Annotated in this window: 14 protein-coding genes; 4 read left to right on the top strand and 10 right to left on the bottom strand. The window is 66.7% G+C overall.

Features of this window, described 5'->3' with window-relative positions:
- The first annotated feature begins 99 nt into the window (after nt 1-99).
- The 3 genes from Q0907_RS18630 to Q0907_RS18620 are packed head-to-tail and all read left to right on the top strand — an operon-like array spanning nt 100 to nt 2,991.
- Nucleotides 100-759 (top strand): hypothetical protein, encoded by a 660-nt coding sequence (locus Q0907_RS18630; RefSeq protein ID WP_299347489.1) that lies wholly within the window; start codon nt 100-102, stop codon nt 757-759.
- The gene (locus Q0907_RS18625) at nt 756-1,712 is read left to right on the top strand and encodes a hypothetical protein (protein WP_299347487.1); all 957 of its coding nucleotides are present in this window, start codon (nt 756-758) and stop codon (nt 1,710-1,712) included. Before Q0907_RS18630 ends, Q0907_RS18625 begins: the two co-directional genes overlap by 4 nt.
- Nucleotides 1,702-2,991 carry a hypothetical protein gene (locus Q0907_RS18620; RefSeq protein WP_299347485.1) on the top strand — a complete coding sequence of 430 codons (1,290 nt, stop codon included), beginning with the start codon at nt 1,702-1,704 and terminating at the stop codon, nt 2,989-2,991. The genes Q0907_RS18625 and Q0907_RS18620 overlap by 11 nt, the downstream gene beginning before the upstream one ends.
- Before the next feature lie 152 nt (nt 2,992-3,143).
- Here Q0907_RS18620 and Q0907_RS18615 read toward each other — a convergent pair whose 3' ends face one another.
- From Q0907_RS18615 to Q0907_RS18575, 9 genes are all read right to left on the bottom strand, one after another.
- Nucleotides 3,144-4,175 carry a glycoside hydrolase family 43 protein gene (locus tag Q0907_RS18615; RefSeq protein WP_299347483.1) on the bottom strand — a complete coding sequence of 344 codons (1,032 nt, stop codon included), beginning with the start codon at nt 4,173-4,175 and terminating at the stop codon, nt 3,144-3,146.
- Nucleotides 4,172-5,134 (bottom strand): alpha/beta hydrolase, encoded by a 963-nt coding sequence (locus Q0907_RS18610; RefSeq protein WP_299347480.1) that lies wholly within the window; start codon nt 5,132-5,134, stop codon nt 4,172-4,174. The genes Q0907_RS18615 and Q0907_RS18610 overlap by 4 nt, the downstream gene beginning before the upstream one ends.
- A gap of 47 nt (nt 5,135-5,181) precedes the next feature.
- On the bottom strand, nt 5,182-6,036 hold the full coding sequence (locus tag Q0907_RS18605) for an aldose epimerase (protein WP_299347478.1): 855 nt from the start codon (nt 6,034-6,036) through the stop codon (nt 5,182-5,184).
- On the bottom strand, nt 6,026-7,063 hold the full coding sequence (locus tag Q0907_RS18600) for a glycoside hydrolase family 43 protein (RefSeq protein WP_299347476.1): 1,038 nt from the start codon (nt 7,061-7,063) through the stop codon (nt 6,026-6,028). The genes Q0907_RS18605 and Q0907_RS18600 overlap by 11 nt, the downstream gene beginning before the upstream one ends.
- Before the next feature lie 17 nt (nt 7,064-7,080).
- Complete coding sequence (locus Q0907_RS18595) at nt 7,081-8,565, bottom strand: MFS transporter (protein WP_299347475.1); 1,485 nt, start codon at nt 8,563-8,565, stop codon at nt 7,081-7,083.
- A 57-nt stretch (nt 8,566-8,622) separates the two neighbouring features.
- Nucleotides 8,623-11,319 carry a glycoside hydrolase family 3 protein gene (locus Q0907_RS18590; RefSeq protein ID WP_299347473.1) on the bottom strand — a complete coding sequence of 899 codons (2,697 nt, stop codon included), beginning with the start codon at nt 11,317-11,319 and terminating at the stop codon, nt 8,623-8,625.
- Nucleotides 11,316-12,980 (bottom strand): glycoside hydrolase family 43 protein, encoded by a 1,665-nt coding sequence (locus Q0907_RS18585; protein WP_299347471.1) that lies wholly within the window; start codon nt 12,978-12,980, stop codon nt 11,316-11,318. Before Q0907_RS18585 ends, Q0907_RS18590 begins: the two co-directional genes overlap by 4 nt.
- A gap of 98 nt (nt 12,981-13,078) precedes the next feature.
- Nucleotides 13,079-14,980, bottom strand: coding sequence for a sialate O-acetylesterase (locus tag Q0907_RS18580; RefSeq protein WP_299347491.1), 1,902 nt, complete (start codon nt 14,978-14,980; stop codon nt 13,079-13,081).
- Between the two features lie 80 nt (nt 14,981-15,060).
- The gene (locus Q0907_RS18575) at nt 15,061-17,247 is read right to left on the bottom strand and encodes an alpha-glucuronidase family glycosyl hydrolase (RefSeq protein ID WP_299347468.1); all 2,187 of its coding nucleotides are present in this window, start codon (nt 17,245-17,247) and stop codon (nt 15,061-15,063) included.
- A 113-nt stretch (nt 17,248-17,360) separates the two neighbouring features.
- On the opposite strand from Q0907_RS18575, the gene Q0907_RS18570 reads away from it, so the two are divergent.
- Nucleotides 17,361-18,422 (top strand): LacI family DNA-binding transcriptional regulator, encoded by a 1,062-nt coding sequence (locus tag Q0907_RS18570; protein WP_296281792.1) that lies wholly within the window; start codon nt 17,361-17,363, stop codon nt 18,420-18,422.
- Nucleotides 18,423-18,528: 106 nt separating this feature from the next.
- Here Q0907_RS18570 and Q0907_RS18565 read toward each other — a convergent pair.
- Nucleotides 18,529-19,128 (bottom strand): putative glycoside hydrolase (locus Q0907_RS18565; protein ID WP_299347466.1); only part of this gene is annotated, 600 nt, incomplete at its 5' end.

The following is a 19,128-nucleotide window of genomic DNA, read 5'->3' as shown; positions in this document are numbered from 1 at the left end:
TACGCGAAGCAACTGGCATCCGCTACCATCAACCCCGGACTCTAAATCGCCCCGCTACTGAAAGTGGGGGGACGTCGCAGCGGCGCCAACGCCACCGAGTTGGACGCATTACAGAACCGCTCCCCGATCCAGGTGCTTCAAACATTTGTCGGCACAGGCGGCTGGGTGTTTGCTACGCGTGATCACGAGGAGCGTGCCCGCACCCTGTCCACTCTGCCATGCTCGGTCACGATCTCGGGCTCCAAGAAGCGCAAGCGTCAACCCTACGTGAGGTTCGGCCATGCGCGATACCGCTCCATCTCCCTGAAGGGTCGATGGGATCTAGTGGGAGATAAGTACTCTGCGACGGTCGACATCCTCGATGCCCGATTCCTCAACCTGTATGACGATAATGGTGAGTTGTTTGTTGTACTTCGAGCCCTGCGACCATGGAGCCGCACGCCGCACAGCTTGGCGCTTCGCAAACTGATTCACCGTCTGTCGCGCTCGGGAAAGTTCGATATCAAGGGGGCCGCCTGTGCCGTCCATGCACTCAAGCGCTACTTGAGTGAAAAATTCTCGGAAAGTCGAGAGGCCGCCACCTTGTTGGCACAACACCGTGCGGAGTTGGCTGCCGCAGGTTCATTCCCCTCGCCTACACAGCCGGCTACGCAGCACGCATCCAATGTTGGCTCCGCCAATCCGGCCTCCCGTCTGGCTGACGTGTACGTTCCGCTCACAGGACGGGTGAACCTTGGCAAGAAGGCAGGTCCGACATGACCACCTTCTTCGACAATGGGGGCCGCCCCATCATCCCGACCGTTGCGATGGAGGATCAGCTTACGCAGGCTGCATCAGCCATAGAGGCGGAATACCACGGGATAGGCTTGCATTCTTCCACCCGCTTTGGAAAAAGCACGCTTGCAGCATTCATATGCGCCTACCACGCTTGGCAGAACGTTGCATACGTCGCCAAACATCTCGATCTGCGAACGGTTGGAAGTGGTGAGGCCGCCGTCTTTGACTGGTTCCTCGCGCAAATTGGAGTCAGAACTGTTGCTCGGCAGGGCATAGATCAGAAGCTCGAAAGAATTGTGAGCAATGTCCAGATGCAGCTCCAGCCCACAGGAGCACGTCGCTTCATGCCGATATTTGACGACGCCAACCTTCTGGAGGCCGATGCTTTCACCCATATCTCCACGATCGACAAAGCTCTTTACAAGAACGGAATCTCATTTTTCGGAATTTTTCTATTTCAGGACGGCCATACCTCTGGAAAGAAAGAAGGCATCAACACACTCATCGTACCGCCGCAGATTCGTAGTCGCTATCTGACGCGCTACCACCGCATGCACGGGATTCGTGGCCCAGACGACCTCTATGTGTTTCTACAACGATTCGAGGACGAAGTAGAGCATTCAGCGGGGGCCGGCGTTTCTTTACCCCGCCACCTCGCCCCGAGCATCTATGAGAGCAAATTCCGCATGTGTAATGACAGCGCTCGGATATGGGAAGAGGGCTGCATTCAGAGAGTGGCCGCTCGCCGATCGCAGTTTGATGATTGGCCCATGAAGGCGACCAGCTTGATCGCATACTTCCTTTCGACACGAGTGATCTGCTCCCCTGGCTTTTCCGGACTGACGCCTGAGCACATCGCCGAGGCCGTTCGCTTCTCAGATCTGGCCCTATACAACGCCGAATCAGGCGAAGTGGTGTTCAGTGATGACCTCTGATTGCAGCAGCCTACCTACCCTTGGTCATCGCGATGTCCGGGAGCTCGCCGGCATCTCTTCTTTTGGATTTGTCGTTCAGAACCTACGGATCAACTATCTCGTCCCACCGGACGCCTTTGCCACTATGGGCGTGCGCCTGACTTATGGCGAAGACTGGAGCCAGCGCTTATGCCGATCAAGGAAACTGATTGAGTCGCTATTGAAGGCGGTGCCATCTGCATCGGCGTTGGGTCTTTTGTGGAATGTTGAACAGTGGCAGGCATTCGGTAATGCGCATATCCACTGGCGCACAACATTGACTGCATGTCCCGAATGCCTTCAGACGGGATATCACTCGCTGCTGTTTCAAATGCCTTGGGTCAATCGCTGTCCCTGGCATGACGTCCGACTGATATCACGCTGCCTTACCTGCGCCGCGCCCCTCTGGAAGAGCATTCGGCCCGACGCATCGCCTCTAGTGTGCACGTGCGGAATGGACTTTGTGGATGACCGGCAACTGCTCCAGGAACCAGCGCGGCTGATTAATGCCAGAACCAGGCATGTGGGGCGGTATCTGAAGTGGGCCCGCGAAAGCCGTAGCCAGCGAGACGTATTCGGATTGGAGCAGGACGTACCCCTCTGGGAGGACGCGGCGATGGAGCTTTTCAAGATCAAGCTCCCCTGGCGCCACCCTTCAGCGACAGCAACGGAGATCCTGACCCGACGGTCGACCGTTCAACATCAAGCTAAGAGAACCGAGAAAGCTGAGCAGGCTAACCTCTTACGGATAGCAAGTGACACAGGTAGAGCCAAGGATCTCTTCTTAGAGCTACCGCTTTCCTTCGAACTGCCCATGAAGCGGGTGTCCCGCTGTGTGGCTTCCAAGTTTCCGGCCAGTAGCTTCTCTGAGCGCGAGCGAATCTGCCTGGGGATCGACGGTACATCCGAGTATGAGGATTGGCAGCCCCGCCCCTCCGTCGTTCTGCTGAGAGCGTATAGCGTCAGGGACAAGCTCTATTTTGACGGCCGCATCCTTTCTCGGCCCGTTCAAGCCATTCTCCAGCAGGTCTGCCTGACGATGGCCCATGCGGACACCGAGCGACTCGACGACTACATTCGTGCCTACGGGCGAGTATTGTTTCGAGGGTACGCGACCGCGGCTTATCACGCCCTGGCCAAAATCGAGTCCCCCCATACGCCACCGAGAGCAGTGGGCTGGAAGCCGGTTGTCTTCATTCGCAGAAGGGGGCAGCGAAGCCGATTGGACTTCCTCTGGTTTGGAGACCAGCCTGCTGGTTAGAAAGGCAGGCGCTCGGCAAACCGATAATCTCTGCGATGGGCACCAGAGCGGTAGGAATGTCTTCGTTGGTCCCGAGCAGTCCCACATTGTTTGCAATGGTCATTGCAAACCCTGTCGTGCTGGTGCGCCAAAGCGCACCATGAATCAACTACTTAACGGCTACGCAGTTCTCTGCGATGAACAACCGATATCCCCGCCTCCGTCTGCGCGACCGGCTTCATCGTCCCATCCGGGTTGTACTGCAGATGCTCGACCGTGACCGCACGCCGCCCGATCGCGCCGTTCTGGTCGCCGATGGCGAGTGCGGCGTTGTGCAGGAACAGGTACCAGCGGCCCTTGAACTCGGCGATGCCCGGATGGATCGTGAAGCTGTACCTGCCTGAGCCTGTCAGCTCGCCGCGGTACGTCCACGGACCGGCCAGCGAGGTCGCCGTCGCATAGGACACTTTTTCATCCCGGTGCGTGGCACGGTCCAGCGATGCGTACGTCAGGTAGTAGAGATCCCCGCGCTTGTGCAGCCACGGACCTTCTTCGAAGTGCGGCGGCGTGATCTCGGTGATCGGGCCGTCGAGCTCGATCATGTTCGGCTTGAGCCGTGCGATGTAGCACTGCCTATTGCCCCAGGCGATCCAGGTCGTGCCATCGTCGTCGGTGAAGACCGTCGGGTCGATGTCCTCCCAGCGGTGCGTGCCCCTGGGCGTCATTTCGTTGGTGATCAACGCCGCGCCCTTCGCGTCGACGAAAGGGCCGGTCGGCGTGTCGGACACCGCCACCGCGATGGCCTTGCCCGGATGTCCATCATCATGCTCGACCGCTGCGTAGAACCAGAAGCGTCCGTCCTTCTCGATCACCTGCGAGGCCCACGCGTCCGCCTTGGCCCAGGCGAAATCGGCCACCTTCATGATCGGGCCGTGGTCGACCCACGTTGCCATGTCCGTCGTCGAATACACCAGCCACTCGCGCATGTTGAACATCTCGTCGCGCTGCGCTTGATCGTGCCCGACGTAGAGATAGAGGCGGTCGCCGACCACGAGTGGCGCCGGATCGGCGGTGAACTTGTCGCGTATCAGCGGATTCGAGCGTGGCGTCACGGCCGGCGCGCGCTCACCGGCCGGCTGCGCCGACAGAGGAAGCGCCAACAGCGTCGCCAACAGCGGCATGCATGCGAAGTGGCCGATCCTCATCGTGTGTTCTCCTGCGTGGCGGGTTCTGCGCCCTGCCCCATGCGCGCCAGCCAGCCGTGCATTGCCATCCAGGCGGCGAACGCCTCGAACCAGCCCGTGCTCGTCGTCGGCTTGGCGTACATGCCGAACCCATGGCCGCCCTGTTCGTAGAAGTGGAATTCCACCGGGCGCCGTGCCGAGCGCCACGCTTCGACCAACCCGAAACCGCCATCGGCGAACAGGCCATCGTCGGCCGCGATCGCGACGAACAGCGGTGGCGCATCCGTGGGCACGTCGATCGCGGCCAACGGCCCGTAGATCATGCCGATGAAGGCAGGGTCGGCGTCGTCGCCAGCCAGCGTCGTCGCCAGCGTCAGCATGGCGCCGGCGGAGAAGCCGACCATGCCGATGCGATGCGGGTCCACGCCCCACTCACGGGCGCGACTGCGCACCAGCGCGAACGCGGCGCGCGCGTCGGCGATCTGCGGCGCGATCTGCGGTATCGACGCGAGCGGATCCACGCGGTACGCGGGCACGGGGCCGGCCAGCATCGCCTGCATCGATCGCGCGAAGCCATCGAGATCGTCGGGTGTCCGCTGCAGCCGGTACTTCAGCACGAAGGCGGCGACACCCCGGTCCGCGAGGGCGCGCGCAACCTCCCATCCTTCGTTCTGCATCGACAACGAGCGGAATCCGCCACCCGGCGCCACGATCACGGCCGTGCCGGTCGCTTTCGCCGGATCCGGCAGGAACGGCGTGAGGGTGGCGCGGTCGACGTTGCGCACGAACACGCTGCCGTACTGCAGGTGCCAGGCTTCGGTCACCTTGCTGTCCGCGTCGCGTGGCGGACCAAGTTGAACGGCGTTCGGCTGCGGCGGCGCGGCGATGGGGGTCATCGCGTCGTCCTGGGCATGGACAGGCACGATGAAGGCACACGTCACTACGGTGAACGCGATGCAGCAGACTTTCAGTGCGCGCATCACGATGGCGGAGGCCGTCCGTCGAGCGATCCCCTGCAAATGAGGAATCATTCCGCCCTCCCCTTGCCGCGCTCCCAGGCGAGCTCGAATGACAACGACGCTCTCTCACCAGGCGACAGCACGCGCGGCGCAAGCGTGAAGGCATCGGGCGGGCCGGTCTGCGGTTCGACGCAGGTGGAATGCGCGGCACCGTCGTAGACCACCCAGTGATCGGTGTCGGCCTTCAGGCGCAGCAGCTGATCGCCTCGCTGCAGGGCGATGTCGCCACTGGCGACGAAGCAGTCATCCCACGGACCGGCGCTGGGCGGCGTGCGCGGCAACGTGGCGATGCCGTCGGCGTCGCGCGGATACATGGCGTCCGGGCTGAACACCAGTCTGTCGGGTTTTCGGAACCATGGGTGCCATCCGAGTGCGACCGGCATGGCCTGCGTCCCCGCACGCACCGCGAGTTCAAGCAGCAGCCGGTCGCCCTCCACGCGCAGCGCCTGCGTCGCCGTGCCGCCGAACGGCCAGTACCCGTCCTGGGGAAGCATGAGCGACAGTTGTGCGCTGTCCGCCTCGAGCACATCGACCTGCCACGGCCGCGAGAATCCGACGCCGTGGATCGCATGCACGCCGAAGTTCACCGGCAACCTGTGCACCGCGCCGCCGAACGCGAAGCGTCCCGCGCGCAGGCGACCCGCCCACGGCACCATCGGATAGCAGCCCCATGCGATGGTCGCGGGCCAGCCGTCGTCCGGGCCGATCAACCATTCCGTCCCATCGAAGCGGATCTGCGCCACGCGACCGCCGGCGTCCGGCGCTAACGCCACCTGCAGGCGCTCCGTACGCAACCAGTGCAGCGTCCCGGCACGCAACGGCGCCAGCGCATCGTCGCGCGGCGACGGCGGGTCAGCCGCCATAGGGATCGATGGTGCGGATGCTGCCATCCGCCTCGTGGTGCAACCGTGTGCACTTGGTGGAACGCAGGTGCGTCACCCCGCCCGACATCAGGGCATCGTGGTAGAACAGATACCACTGGCCCTCGAACGCGCAGATCGAATGATGGGTGGTCCAGCCGACCACCGGCGTGAGGATCACGCCGCCGTACGTGAACGGGCCATACGGACTGTCGCCAACCGCATAGCACAGCAGGTGAGTGTTACCGGTGGAATACGACAGGTAGTAGCGGCCGCCGTGCTTGTGTACCCAGGGGCCTTCGAAGAACCGGCGCGCATGGTCGTCGGCACGCAGCGGACGTCCCTGCTCGTCCAGGATCACGATCTCGCGCGTCGGCTCGGCGAGCGACGTCATGCCCGCATCGAGCCGGCCGACGCGCGGCCCCAGCGCCGGCGCCTCGCCCACCGGCTCCTCGTTCGCCGCGTCATGCCGGTTGTCGCGGTACTTCTGCAACTGGCCGCCCCAGATGCCACCGAAGTACAGGTAGTGCGTTCCGTCGTCGTCCTCGAAAACGGCCGGATCGATGGAGTACGCCCCGTCGATGGGCGCGGGTTCAGCGGTGAATGGCCCTTCCGGCGTCTCCGATACCGCCACGCCGATGCGGAACAGGCCGCCGCCGTCCTTGGCGGGGAAATAGAGGTAGTAGCGCCCATCGCGATGTGCGGCGTCGGGCGCCCACATCTGCCTGTCGGCCCAGGGCACATCGCGCACATGCAGCGCTACGCCGCAGTCGGTGGCCTCGCCTTCCGGCGAGTCCATCCGCAGCACGTGGTAGTCCTCCATGCCGAAGTGGCCCCCTTCGTCGTCGAAGGCGCCACCGCCGTCGATGTCGTGGGAGGGATAGATGTACAGGCATCCTTCGAACACGTGCGCCGAAGGATCGGCCGTGTAGATGTGGGTCACCAGCGGCTGGGAGATCGCACGCGCCTTCAGTCGCTCGAGCGTGCCGTCGGGCGCCGGCGCGTCGTCGTGCAGGGAGGTTTCGTTCATGGGCAGTGGGGTGTGGGTCATGCGGCTGCGCCCGCTGCGCGGCGACGCTGTTCGAGGTCGTGTTCGATGCGCGTCTCCATCCCCTTGTCGATCCGGTACACGAAGAGCAGCGCCACCGCCACCAGGAACGGGACGGAGCAATAGACGCTGACGGTCAGCCGGATGCCGTCGACGACCGCGTCGGGCTGCGTGGCGGCACCGGCCTGGTAGCCGTAGTGCGCGAGGATGCCGGCGACCAGCGCGCCGCCCACGCTGAGGCCGATCTTCAGTCCGCACAGCATGGCGGAGAAGATGATGGCGGTGGCCCGACGATGGTTTTTCCACTCGGAGTAGTCGGCGACGTCGGCGATCATCGCCCACAGCAGCGGGATGGTGATGCCGTAGCAGAATCCGTGGAGCATGAAGGCACCGAATGCCAGTGCCACCGCGGTGGGCGGGAAGACGTAGAACACCAGCAGGAACAGCGTCGACACGAACAGTGCGCCACCGAAGACATCGCGCTTGCCGAAACGGTCGGCCAGGCGGCGCGACACGCCGATGCCGAGGATCATGCACAGGATGCCGCTGCCGTTGAACAGGCTGAACGCCGACGTGGCCGGATCCTCGGGCCAGGTGAAGCCCGACAGCCCCAGGCCGGTGAGCGCGGCGTTCAGCGCCGCGATGAAGCCGTTGAAACCCGAGTTGTCGAGGAAGCCCGACAACGCCGCCTCGCTCATGTAGTACTGGAAGTAGTAGATGTAGGTGCCGCCTTTCAGCGCGAGGTTGATGAACACCAGCACCGTCAGCGCCAGCATCACCTGCCACGGCCGGTTGCGTACCAGATCGGCGAGGTCCTGCATCACCCCGGCGGACTGCTCCTTCGTCGGCACGATGCGTTCGCGCGTGGTCGCGAAGGTGATCAGGAAGAAGACCGTGCCGACCACCGCGAACACGGTCATCACGCGCTCGAAGCCGAGCACGCGGTCGCCGTCGCCCAGGATCAGCACCAGCGGCATCAGCAGTACCTGGATGATGAACTGCGCGATCATCACGGCCACGAAGCGGTACGCCGACAGGCTGTTGCGCTGGGCCATGCTGCCGGTCAGCACGCCGCTCAGCGCCGAGTACGGCAGGTTGTTCGCCGCGTAGACCAGCACCAGCAGGCTGTAGGTCAGCAGCGCGTAGGCGACCTTGCCCCGCTCGCTGAAGTCCGGCGTGCTGAAGGCCAGCAGCGACAGCACGCCGAACGGGATCGCCGTCCACAGGATCCAGGGGCGGAACCTGCCCCACCGCGTCGACGTGCGGTCCGCAGCGATGCCGATCAGCGGCGTGAACACGAAGGCGCCGAGCAGGCCTACGACGAAGATGATCGTCGCCGCCGTCGCCGGCGGCAGGCGGTACACGTCGGTGTAGAAGAAGGCCAGGTACGTGATCAGCGTCTGGAAGATCAGGTTCGCCGCCAGGTCGCCCAGGCTGTAGCCCAGCTTTTCCCGGATCGTGAGCGTGTGGTCAGTGCTGGCCATGCGTCGGCTGTCCTGGACGTCGTGGAAGGAAGGCGTGCGGGATGCGGCAGGTGTCGGTCATCGCGCCGTCACCTCGAAGGGCACGCGTGCACGGACATCGGCGCTGGACGCGCCCACGCGCAGTTCGTAGCGCCCCGGCGGCACGACATAGGCGCCACGCGCTTCGTCGTAACGGCGCAACGCCTGGTGCGGCGACAGCTCGAATGTCACGGTACGCCGCTCACCGGGGGCCAGGTGGATGCGCTGGAAGCCGCGCAGTTCCTGCTGCGCACCGCCGGCCGCGGCCTGCAGCGGACGCACGTACAGCTGCACCACTTCATCGCCGGCGCGCTTGCCGGCATTCGCCACCTCCACCTGCACGCGCAGGCGACCATCCGGCGAGACGGTGGGCGCGTCCGTACGCAACTCGCCATAGTCGAAACGGGTGTACGACAGGCCGTGCCCGAACGGATACAGCGGCGTGCCGCGGAAGTAGCGGTAGGTGCGGCCTTCCATCGTGTAGTCGTCGAAGGCCGGCATCGGCTGGCCGGCGGTGTAGAACGTCACCGGCAGGCGGCCGCCCGGGTTGGCATCGCCGAACAGGGTCTCCCCGACCGCGGTACCGCCGCGCTGTCCCGGATACCACGACATCAGGATCGCCGGCAGGTTCTCCTGCGCCCAGTCCACCGCCAGCGCGGAGCCGCCGGTCAGCACCAGCACGACCGGCTTGCCGGTGGCGTGCAGCGCTTCGAGCAGGGCACGTTGCGTGGCGGGCAGGCGCAGGTCGGTGCGATCGCCGCCTGCGAAGCCCGGGTAGTTGACCGTCATCTCCTCGCCTTCCACATCGCCGGTCAGGCCGCCGACGAATACCACCACATCGGCGTTGCGGGCGACGTCGATCGCCTCCTCGAACGGCGGCTTCGCACCCGGCATGCGCCAGGCCAGGCGCACGCCCGCATCGCGCTCGGCATCGTAGTACTCCAGCCGCAGGTCGTACGCCCGCCCGGCCTGCAGGTCGAGTTCCACGCCGTCGCTGCGCAGGCGGTCGCTGTCGGTCCAGTGGTCGAGCACGCGCCGGCCGTCCACGTACAGGCGGAAGCCGTCGTCGGCCGCGGCTTCGATCCGGTACCTGCCGGACACCGGCGGCAGCAGCTGGCCACTCCAGCGGATGCTGAAGCGGTCGTTCGGCACGCCCTGCCCCGGGCCCGCCTCGCCTCGCGCCTGCAGGTTGTCGGTCGGCGAACCACGATCCCAGCGGAAGCCGATCTGCGCATCGGTGCGTACCAGCGCCGGCGAGCCGGACAGATCCTGGGTGCGGAAGTACTCGCCGCGCAAACCGCGCTCCGGAGAGTCGGCGGACGGCCGCAGGTAGGCCGCTTCGATCAGCGGCGTCGCTGCCGGATCGTCGCGACCTTCCACCAGGTCCACGCCACGCGCATAGCTCACCTCGATGCCCTTGGCGGCATCCCGGACGCCTTGCAGGATCGTCACCGGCGCAGCCGGCGTACCGAAGTAATTGCCGAGCAGCGCCATGGTGTCGTCGGCGGTCGGCCCGATCACGGCGATGCGTTTCAGGCTGCGCGACAGCGGCAGGATGCCGTCGTTCTTCAGCAGTACCAGCGATTCGCGCGCGGCCTTCAATGCCAGCGCATCGTGCGCAGGCGCCTGGTTCACGCCGTACGGGATGCGTGCCCACCGGACGCGCTCGGGCGGATCGAACATGCCCAACCGCATCCGCGCGGCGAACAACCGCGTCACCGCGTCGTCGATCTCGGCTTCGCTGATCAGGCCCTGGCGCACCGCGGCAGGCAGCGTGGCGTATTCCTCGCCGCATTCCAGCTCGGTGCCGTTCTTCACCGCCAGCGCCGCGGCCTGCTCGCGGGTGGCGACGATCTTGTGGTTCTTCCAGATGTCGACGATGGCCCAGCAGTCCGACACCACGTAACCCTTGAAGCCCCAGTCGCGCCGCAGCACGTCGCGCAGCAGGAACCTGCTGGCACTGGCGGATTCGCCGTAGACGCGGTTGTAGGCACCCATCACGGCATCGACATCGCCCTCTTTCACCAGTGCTTCGAACGCGGGCAGGTAGGTGTCGTACAGGTCGCGCTTGCTCGGCTTCGCGTCGAAGTGGTGGCGGTCGGCCTCGGGGCCGCTGTGCACGGCGAGGTGCTTGGCGGTCGCATCCAGCTTGCGGTAGGTCGGATCGTCGCCCTGCAGGCCGCGCACGAACGCCACGCCCATGCGCGATGTCAGGTAGGGATCTTCGCCGTAGGTCTCCTGTCCCCTGCCCCAGCGCGGATCGCGGAAGATGTTGATGTTCGGCGACCAGAACGTCAGGCCCTGGTAGCGGCCATGCTGGCCATCGCGGACGAACTGATGGTGCTTGGCGCGCGCTTCGTCGCTGATGGTGGTCGCGATCTCGCCCATCAGCGGCACGTCGAACGTGGCCGCCAGTCCGATGGCCTGGGGAAACACCGTCGCCTGGCCGGCGCGTGCCACGCCATGCAGCGCCTCGTTCCACCAGTCGTAGGCGGGAATCCCCAGACGCTCGATCGCAGGCGCGGCGTTCTGCATCTGCGCCGCCTTTTCCTCCAGCGTCATCTGCGCGACCAGCGAGGCGGCGCGCGCCTCGAACGTGCGCGACGTATCGAGCCAGGGTTTCGCATCGGCCGCCTGCGCGGACGGCAAGGTCCACGTGGCCACGCACAGCACCAGCGCGCACAGCCCGGGCGCGATGCGCCGGACACGGGAAACGGAAGGCATCGTCGTCATCATTCGCTCCTCGAAGCGCGCTCGTCGCGCGCGAACGGACCCAGCAGGGCACCGACGAAGCCGCCAGCGCGATCGGTACTCAGTACGGTGCCATCGACCTTGCTGGCCAACGTCTGCCAACCGCGGCCGTCGCCCGTGTCGAACGCGAAACCGTAGTCGCCCTCGTCGCCCTCGATCCTAAGGCGGAGGGCATCGGTCGCCGCCACGTCGCGCGTCGCCAGCGTGCGCGTGGTGCCGCTACCGTCGCGGCCCTCGAGGAATACCGCCACACGGTTGCCATCGAGCCGGCGCACGCCGAGGAAGTACCAGTAGGCCTCGCTCTGGAAGGCGGCCAGTCCCGCAGCCACGCCCGGCGCAGGCGTCGTCATCGCCGTGCTGGCCTCGAAGCGCAGGTGTTGCTGGCGACGGCCAAGGAACGCGGGATTGCGCAGCGTCTCCAGCCCTTCCGTCAGAGGATGGACAGCGAGGGAACCGGGACGTGCGGCCAGGTCTGCCCATGCGGACTTGGGCACGCGCACGCGCAGCCACTCCGGTGCCAGCGACGGCGCATCGAATTCATCGCGATGGGAGAAATTGCCGGTGGACGGCGCCTGCGTCGCTTCGCCCTGCATCCACGAGGGAGCCTTCACCACATAGGGGATGACCTGGTCGGCAGGCAGGATCTCCGGCCAGCCATCGCGCCACTGCACGGGCAGCAGGTACGTTTCGCGACCGGTGTTGTAGTGGCGGCGCTGGTAGTTGCGGCTCGCCAGGAACACCGCCCACCACGATCCATCGGGCCCCTCCACCAGGTCGGCATGGCCGGCATTCGTGATGGGCAGTGGACGATCCACAGGCAAATCGCGCTGGGTCAGGATGGGATTGCCCGCGTAAGGCACATAGGGACCCCACACGTCGCGGCTGCGCAGCACCACCTGCGAATGCTGCGGTCCGGTGCCGCCCTCCGCGTCGGACAGGTAGTACCAGCCGTCCCGCTTGTAGATATGCGGACCCTCGATCCAGATCGGATTCTTCTCCGGCTCCACGCCGCCATCGATCAGCACCTTGCGGGGACCGACCGGCTGGAAGCGCGCCAGGTCGATCTGCTGCATCCAGATCGCACGGTGTCCGTCATAACGCGCCGGACCCGGTGGTTCGTCGTTGTTGAGCAGGTAGACCTTGCCGTCGTGGTCGAAGAACAGCGACGGATCGATGCCGCCAATGGTCGGCAGCCAGTGCGGATCGGACCACGGACCGGCCGGATCGCGCGCCGTGCTGATGAAGTTGCCGCCGCTGTCGGTCGCGGTGGTGACCACGTAGAAGGTGCCCTCGTGGAACTCGATGGTCGGCGCGAAGATGCCGCGCGACACGCTCAGGCCGTCGAAATCCAGCTGCGTGGGACGGTCGATGACGTTGCCGATCTGCTTCCAGTGCACCAGGTCCGTGCTTTCGAACACGGGGATGCCCGGAAAGTAGGTGAAGCTGGAATTCACCAGGTAGAACCTCCCGTTGGCGGCGACGATGCTGGGGTCGGCATGGAAGCCCGCCAGCACGGGATTGCGGTAGTGGCCGGCGGGCAATGGCGCTTCGAAGGCCGTATCGCGGCCGGTGTATTCGAACCAGTCGAAATAGACCGGCGGCGCCTCCTTGGTTGTCTGTGCGTTGCCGGTGGCGGCCAGCAGCATGAGCGCGATGGCCAGCAGGCTGCCTACGGCGTTGCGGGATGCTGGGACGCGGCACGTGTGCGTACGGGCATCCTGGAGGTTTCGCGGAGAGAGCGGTGTCATCGGGGCGCCTCGACAGCGGGGATGGGAAGTTCGAAAGGACCGGCCGGCAGTCCGGCGGTGTCGCGAAGCGTGCATACCGGGCCATCGGCCCAGCAGTAGCGCACGCGGGTGGCGTCAGCGACCGCGGGGTCGCGCAGTACGACCTGCCGGGCTTCGATGCGCGCATCGGCGTAGCGGCAGCGCTGCGTGGCATCGCAGAGCTCGAAGCCGATGGGATGATCAGAGCCGGTCGTCGCCAGCGTGCCGGTGATGCCGTCGAACGCGATGCCGACGCCGTCCGGCGTGCGCGACACCGCACGTGCGACGGGACCGGACGGTGCAAGCGTGCGTTCGCCATAGACCACGTGGCGAGCCAGGCGCGCGAGACGCCGGCCGAGTTCCTGCTTGTTCGGCGGATGGATGTCGTACGCATCGCCGATGTCGATGGCGACCGCGAGGCCGGAGTGCGCATCTTCCGCGGCGACCTGGCGTTGCGCGTCGCGCAGCTCGGCCCAACCGCTTTCCACGGGTGAGGACGGCGGCATGCCATAGCCCGCCAGCTGCACGACGAGAAAGGGCGTCTGCGGTCCGAACCGGCGCCGCCAGTCGTCACGCAGCAGGCGGAGCAACGGCGCATATGCGGCGGCCTCACCGGTATTGGACTCGCCCTGGTACCAGAGCACGCCGCGCACACCGTAATCATGCAGCGGCGCGATCATGCCGTTGTACAGCGTCGACAGGCCCGTGGCCGCCTGCCAGGGTGCGCCAGGCGGCGACGTGTCCGACGGCGCAATGCGGTACTGCCAGGGTGTGTCCAGCACGACGCGTGTGCCATCCGAAAAGCGCAGGGCCTGCGCGTCCGCCGGTCCGGCCAGCCCGCCGTCGCGATAGGTGTCCAGCACGTTGACCACCACCGTGTTGATGCCGGACTTCAACAGCCCGGCCGGCAGCGGGTAACGGCGCGGTTCGCCTGCGCCGTAGCGACTGCCCACCGCCACGCCGTTCACCCAGGTCATGTCGGTCTCGTCGGCCGGCGCCAGTTCCAGCGTCGAGCTGGCGACCGCTTGCGCCGCCGTGAGCGTGACCTGCGTGCGGTACCAGACCATGCCGTTGTAGTCCGCGAGTGCGGCCACGTTCCATCGCTCCCACGCGCCCAGCGATACAGGAGCATCGTGCCAGTCGCCGGCGCTCGCGCCGGGCTGCCAGGGCATGTCGCCGGGAACGGCGTGCGGACGCTTCGTCCACCAGCGCTCCCACTGCCTGCCCCACTGCGCGAGCGCCGCAGCGGGATCGTCGGCATAGGTCGCGAGCACGTCGAGCGCTTCGTCCCGGCCGCCGCCGGCGCGAAGGGCGGACGCGCCGATCCATGCTTCGATCCGCGATCCACCCCAGGCCGCCTGGATCAGCCCCACCGGCACATCGACCGTCTTCTGCAACTCGCGCGCGAAATAGAGGCAAGCCGCCGAGAAATCGCGCACCGTCTCCGGCGAGGCAGGGGTCCACGCCGCGCGGCCCTGGAACGACGACTGCGGCACCACCGCTGCGGACTGCGGGACGTTGAACAGGCGGATGCGCGGATAGGCGCCCGACGCGATCTCGCCGTTCGCGTCTAGCGCGCGCCAGACCGGCAGCTCCATGTTCGACTGGCCCGAGCACAGCCACACGTCACCCAGCTGCACGTCACGCACCCGCTGCGTGACCTGCCCTGCCCTGGCCACCAGTTCGTAAGGGCCCCCGGCCGCCAGAGGACGCAGGCGCGCGCTCCACCGGCCCTCGGCATCGGCGCGGGTGGTGACGGTCTGGCGAGCGAAGGACACGGAGACCGCTTCGCCCGCCCGCGCCTGACCCCACACGCGGATCGGCACGTCGCGCTGCAGGACGGCGTGATCCTGGAACAGGGGATGCAGCAGCGGCTTCATGCCTGCCGCCTGCCCGCGTGCCGGCGGCGACGCGGCAACGCACCACGATGCGATGACCAGGAGGCCCGGGAGCAGGAGCCTCATCGTCCGTCTCCCGGTGCGAACGGGAACTGCAATGCCTGGTAGTACGCCAGCGGATGCGGCGGCGGCTGTTCGCCCGCCGGCAGTGCAAGGCCGTTGAGCGACTGGAAGTACGCCACACTGGCATCGCGCCACCACTGCGCCTCGTTGCGCTGGATGCGCAGGAAGGCGGCGACCTGACGATGGCGCGGCGCATCCACCCTGCCCTCCAGGCGCTGCCACGTGGCCTGCATCGCCTCGACGTTCCGCACGCCACGCGTGTAGCGATGGACCAGCTCGTCCCAGAGCGGCCTGCCTGAGCGCAGGCGGCGATCCCACCGCACATGGTGGAACCACAGCAGCAGCGGCTCCGGCACGCGTTCCACGTCGTTGAACCCGCGTGCGACGACCGCTGCGTACTGCGACACCGCATCGCTGCCCGACGCGGTGCGATCGAATCCGATGCCGTTGCGGTCCGCACGGTGGTAGTACACCGAGGTCCAGTCGGCCCGCGGACCGCCGTCGACCCACGGACCCGGGCCATAGTGATGCCCGCGCGCCATCACGTGATGTAGCCCCAGCGGCGTCATGTAATCGACCGCCGTTTCGCGCGAGGCCATCATCATGTCCACCACCGGCCGCACCACCTCCTGCGCCGGAGAGAACGTCATGGCGACCCAGTCGGCGGCGATGTCGCGCGAAGACTGCATGGGGTTCCACGCGAGCCGGCCGAATGCATACCAGTTCGCCGAGTCGAAATGCGAACCGCTCCAGGTGCGGTCGTCGCCGATGTTGGCCACGCCCGCCATGCCGGTCAGCGCGTGTCCGTCCAGCGAGCCGTCGACGACCCGGGCAACGGTGGAACCCGGGCCGCGCGCCCGCGTATCGGCGCGCAGGACCTCTTCATACAGCGGCCCCAGGTAGACCAGGTGCGTCGCGAAGCCGAGGTATTCCTTGGTGATCTGGAATTCCATCATCAACGGCGTGCGTGGCATCGCGCCGAACAACGGGTGGAACGGCTCGCGCGGCTGGAAGTCGATCGGTCCGTTCTTCACCTGCAGCAACACGTTGCGGCGGAACGCACCGTCCAGGCCGACGAACTCGTTGTAGGCCTGCTTGGCGCGATCCTCGGGCACGTCGTGCGCGTAGACGAAGGCGCGCCACATCACCACGCCGTCGTGCGGCGCCAATGCGTCGGCCAGCAGGTTCGCCCCCTCGGCATGCGAACGCCCATAGTCCTGCGGACCCGGCTGCCCTTCCGAGTTGGCCTTGACCAGGAAGCCACCGAAATCGGGAATGAGCGCGTAGATCTCGTCCGCCTTGTCGCGCCACCAGCGCTGCACGCCGGGGTCGAGCGGATCCGCGGTGGCCAGGCCACCCAGTTCGATCGGCGCACTGAAACGCGCGCTCAGGTAGACACGCAGGCCGTATGGACGGAACACGTCCGCGAGCGCCGCCGCCTTGCGCAGGTACTCGCGCGAGAGGCTCAACGCCTGGGCATTGACGTTGTTGAGGACCGTCCCGTTGATGCCCACCGATGCATTGGCGCGCGCATAGTCGACGTAGCGCGGATCCTGCCAGTCAGGCAGGGTGTGCCAGTCCCACAGCGAACCTCCCGCGTAGCCGCGCTCCACGTAGCCATCCAGGTTGTCCCAGTGGTTGAGCACGCGGCGCGCGACCGCGGGCGACTCGCGCACTTCCAGTGCGTCCAGCGACATGCCGGTCTGCAGCAGGCGCAACAGATGGAAGACGCCGTACAGCACACCGATGTCCTCGCGGGCCGCGACCAGCATCAGCGTGCGGCCGCCGACCTGCGTTTCGCGCAGCAGGTAACCTTCCTGCCCCAGGGCCTCCAGTTCTCCACGTAGCGGTGCGATCAGGGGCGACGACCGCGGCGTGCCCAGGATCAATGCCCGCTTGCCCTCGGGGGCCGGCCGTCGCACCGGGGCGTTGCCCAGCAGCCCCGACAGGCCCCGCTCCACTTCGTCGCGCGCGGCGCGCTGCGTGGCCGTGGCATCGGGCGCGACGAGTTCCCCGAATCGCGCGCGGTAGTCGTGCGCCACGCCCTGGTCGACCAGCACGTAGCGCATCCACAGCGCATACCCGTCTTCCGCGCAGGCGTTGCCAGCGAGGCCAAGCAGGACCAGCACGACCGCAAACCGCCATCCGCGGCGGCGGTCGCCCGATACCGGGGTTAGCGTTAACATTCCACTGTCCAGCGGACAGGCGGGCGCGGGCAGCGGCATCATCCCCCCTGGCGCTCCTGCCGGACCGGCGGGGCGCTGCACCGCATGGCTACCGTGGAAGAAGGGAACGCGTATTGGACAAGCCGAAGAAGGCGATCCGCCGCAAGACCAGTGGCGTGACGATCGATGAAGTGGCCGCGCTGGCCGGCGTGTCGCCCATGACCGTCTCGCGGGTGATCAACAACCAGGGCAAGGTCCGCGACGCCACGCGCGAGCGCGTCATGCGCGCCGTGCGCGAGCTGGACTACACGCCCAACCTGGCCGCGAGTTCGCTGGCCGCCGCGCAGCACACGCGCATCGCCCTCATCTACACCAATCCCAGTGGCGCCTACCTGCGTGAGCTGCTGGTCGGCCTGCTGCGGGTAGCGTCCCGCACCGCCGTCCAGCTGGTGGTCGACTACTGGGACGACCTGGATACCGAATCCGAACGCAAGGCGGCGCGTGCGCTGGGCGCGCGCGTCGACGGCGTCATCCTGCCTCCCCCGCTGTGCGAGTCGCGCGCGGCGGTGACCGAACTGGTGAAAGCGGGTGTCCCCGTCGTCGCGATCGCATCGGGGCGTTTCAGCGACGACATTTCCTGTGTCCGGATCGACGACTTCCGCGCCGGCAGGGAGATGGCCGAGCACCTCATCGAACAGGGCCACCAGCGCATCGGTTTCATCCGCGGACGCAGCGACCTCAGTGCCAGCTCGCGCCGCTACGACGGATTCGTCACCGCGCTGCACGAAGCCGGTCTGGACGTGGACACCGACCTGGTCCAGCAGGGCGACTACACGTACCGCTCCGGACTGAAGGCTACCGAGAAGCTGTTGGCCCATCGCAAGCCGCCGACCGCCATCTTCGCCAGCAACGACGACATGGGCGCGGCCGCAATCTCGGTGGCGCACCGCCGGGGCCTGGACGTGCCGCGCGACCTGTCCGTGGTCGGCTTCGACGATACCTCGGCCGCCACCACGGTGTGGCCCGAGCTCACCACCATCCACCAACCGATCGCGTCGATGGCGAATGCGGCCATCGATATCCTGCTGCGCAGCATCCGGCGCAAGACCGACAGCACCCGCGTGCTGATGGACCACGTGGTCCCGCATCGGCTGGTCATCCGTGACTCGGTGGCAGCGCCCCCGAAGCGGCGGTAGCGCGCGGCAGATCGTCATGCCGCGTGCCTCCTCGAGGCATGAACGACGGTCACCGGCGCGATGACGCCCGCACGCAGCGTCATCGCACGGGGATGATGCGCGAGGGTCATGCGTCCGGGCATGCGACGCTGGCCTCGGCCTCGTTCAACGCACCCAGCGCCACGCGCGACACCGAGATCGTCATCGTCCCGGCGGTACCGACGGACCACGGACGATCCAGCTTGGCGACATCGGCGCCGGCCTTGGCCAGACACTTCAGCGGCACGCCGACGCGCGTCCACTGGCCCACCGGCAACGTCGCCAGCGTCGGCGCCAGCGCCACGCGTGCAGTGCATCCGGTGCCGCAGCCGACCGACAGCCAGGCCTCGCCGCTGGGCGCCGCATCCACGCGCAACGTGGTCAACAGCATCACGTCGCCGTTGCTTTCGCGCTGCAGGTCGAGCGCCGTGTGCGACTGCAACGCCGCGATCGCTTCGCCCTTGCCCGACCAGGCCAGACGGCGCGCGTCCTCCTGTGCCAGATGATCCACGCCGGTGACCTTCAGCCGCTCGCCGTCGAGCGCCTCCGGCACCTTGGTGACCGTCACGCCCTGCCCGTCCGCGCCTTCGAGCCGCAACGCCATGCCGGAACCGGCCTCGCCGCGCGCGAAGAACACGCCCGTCGCGCCTTCATCGCCGCTCACGCCGGAGTCTTCCGGCAACGCGGC

Source organism: uncultured Pseudoxanthomonas sp. (assembly GCF_947498795.1).
Taxonomy (GTDB): domain Bacteria; phylum Pseudomonadota; class Gammaproteobacteria; order Xanthomonadales; family Xanthomonadaceae; genus Pseudoxanthomonas_A.
The sequence above is the reverse complement of the archived record's forward strand: the minus strand, read 5'-3'. Positions and strand labels throughout refer to the sequence as shown.

Bases quoted from the DNA above. Each gene is read 5' to 3' on its own strand.
- Q0907_RS18625 (WP_299347487.1), top strand. From the start codon at position 756: ATGACCACCTTCTTCGACAATGGGGGCCGCCCCATCATCCCGACCGTT.
- Q0907_RS18620 (WP_299347485.1), top strand. From the start codon at position 1,702: ATGACCTCTGATTGCAGCAGCCTACCTACCCTTGGTCATCGCGATGTC.
- Q0907_RS18615 (WP_299347483.1), bottom strand. From the start codon at position 4,175: ATGAGGATCGGCCACTTCGCATGCATGCCGCTGTTGGCGACGCTGTTG.
- Q0907_RS18610 (WP_299347480.1), bottom strand. From the start codon at position 5,134: ATGCGCGCACTGAAAGTCTGCTGCATCGCGTTCACCGTAGTGACGTGT.
- Q0907_RS18605 (WP_299347478.1), bottom strand. From the start codon at position 6,036: ATGGCGGCTGACCCGCCGTCGCCGCGCGACGATGCGCTGGCGCCGTTG.
- Q0907_RS18600 (WP_299347476.1), bottom strand. From the start codon at position 7,063: ATGAACGAAACCTCCCTGCACGACGACGCGCCGGCGCCCGACGGCACG.
- Q0907_RS18595 (WP_299347475.1), bottom strand. From the start codon at position 8,565: ATGGCCAGCACTGACCACACGCTCACGATCCGGGAAAAGCTGGGCTAC.
- Q0907_RS18590 (WP_299347473.1), bottom strand. From the start codon at position 11,319: ATGATGACGACGATGCCTTCCGTTTCCCGTGTCCGGCGCATCGCGCCC.
- Q0907_RS18585 (WP_299347471.1), bottom strand. From the start codon at position 12,980: ATGCTGCTGGCCGCCACCGGCAACGCACAGACAACCAAGGAGGCGCCG.
- Q0907_RS18580 (WP_299347491.1), bottom strand. From the start codon at position 14,980: ATGAAGCCGCTGCTGCATCCCCTGTTCCAGGATCACGCCGTCCTGCAG.
- Q0907_RS18575 (WP_299347468.1), bottom strand. From the start codon at position 17,247: ATGTTAACGCTAACCCCGGTATCGGGCGACCGCCGCCGCGGATGGCGG.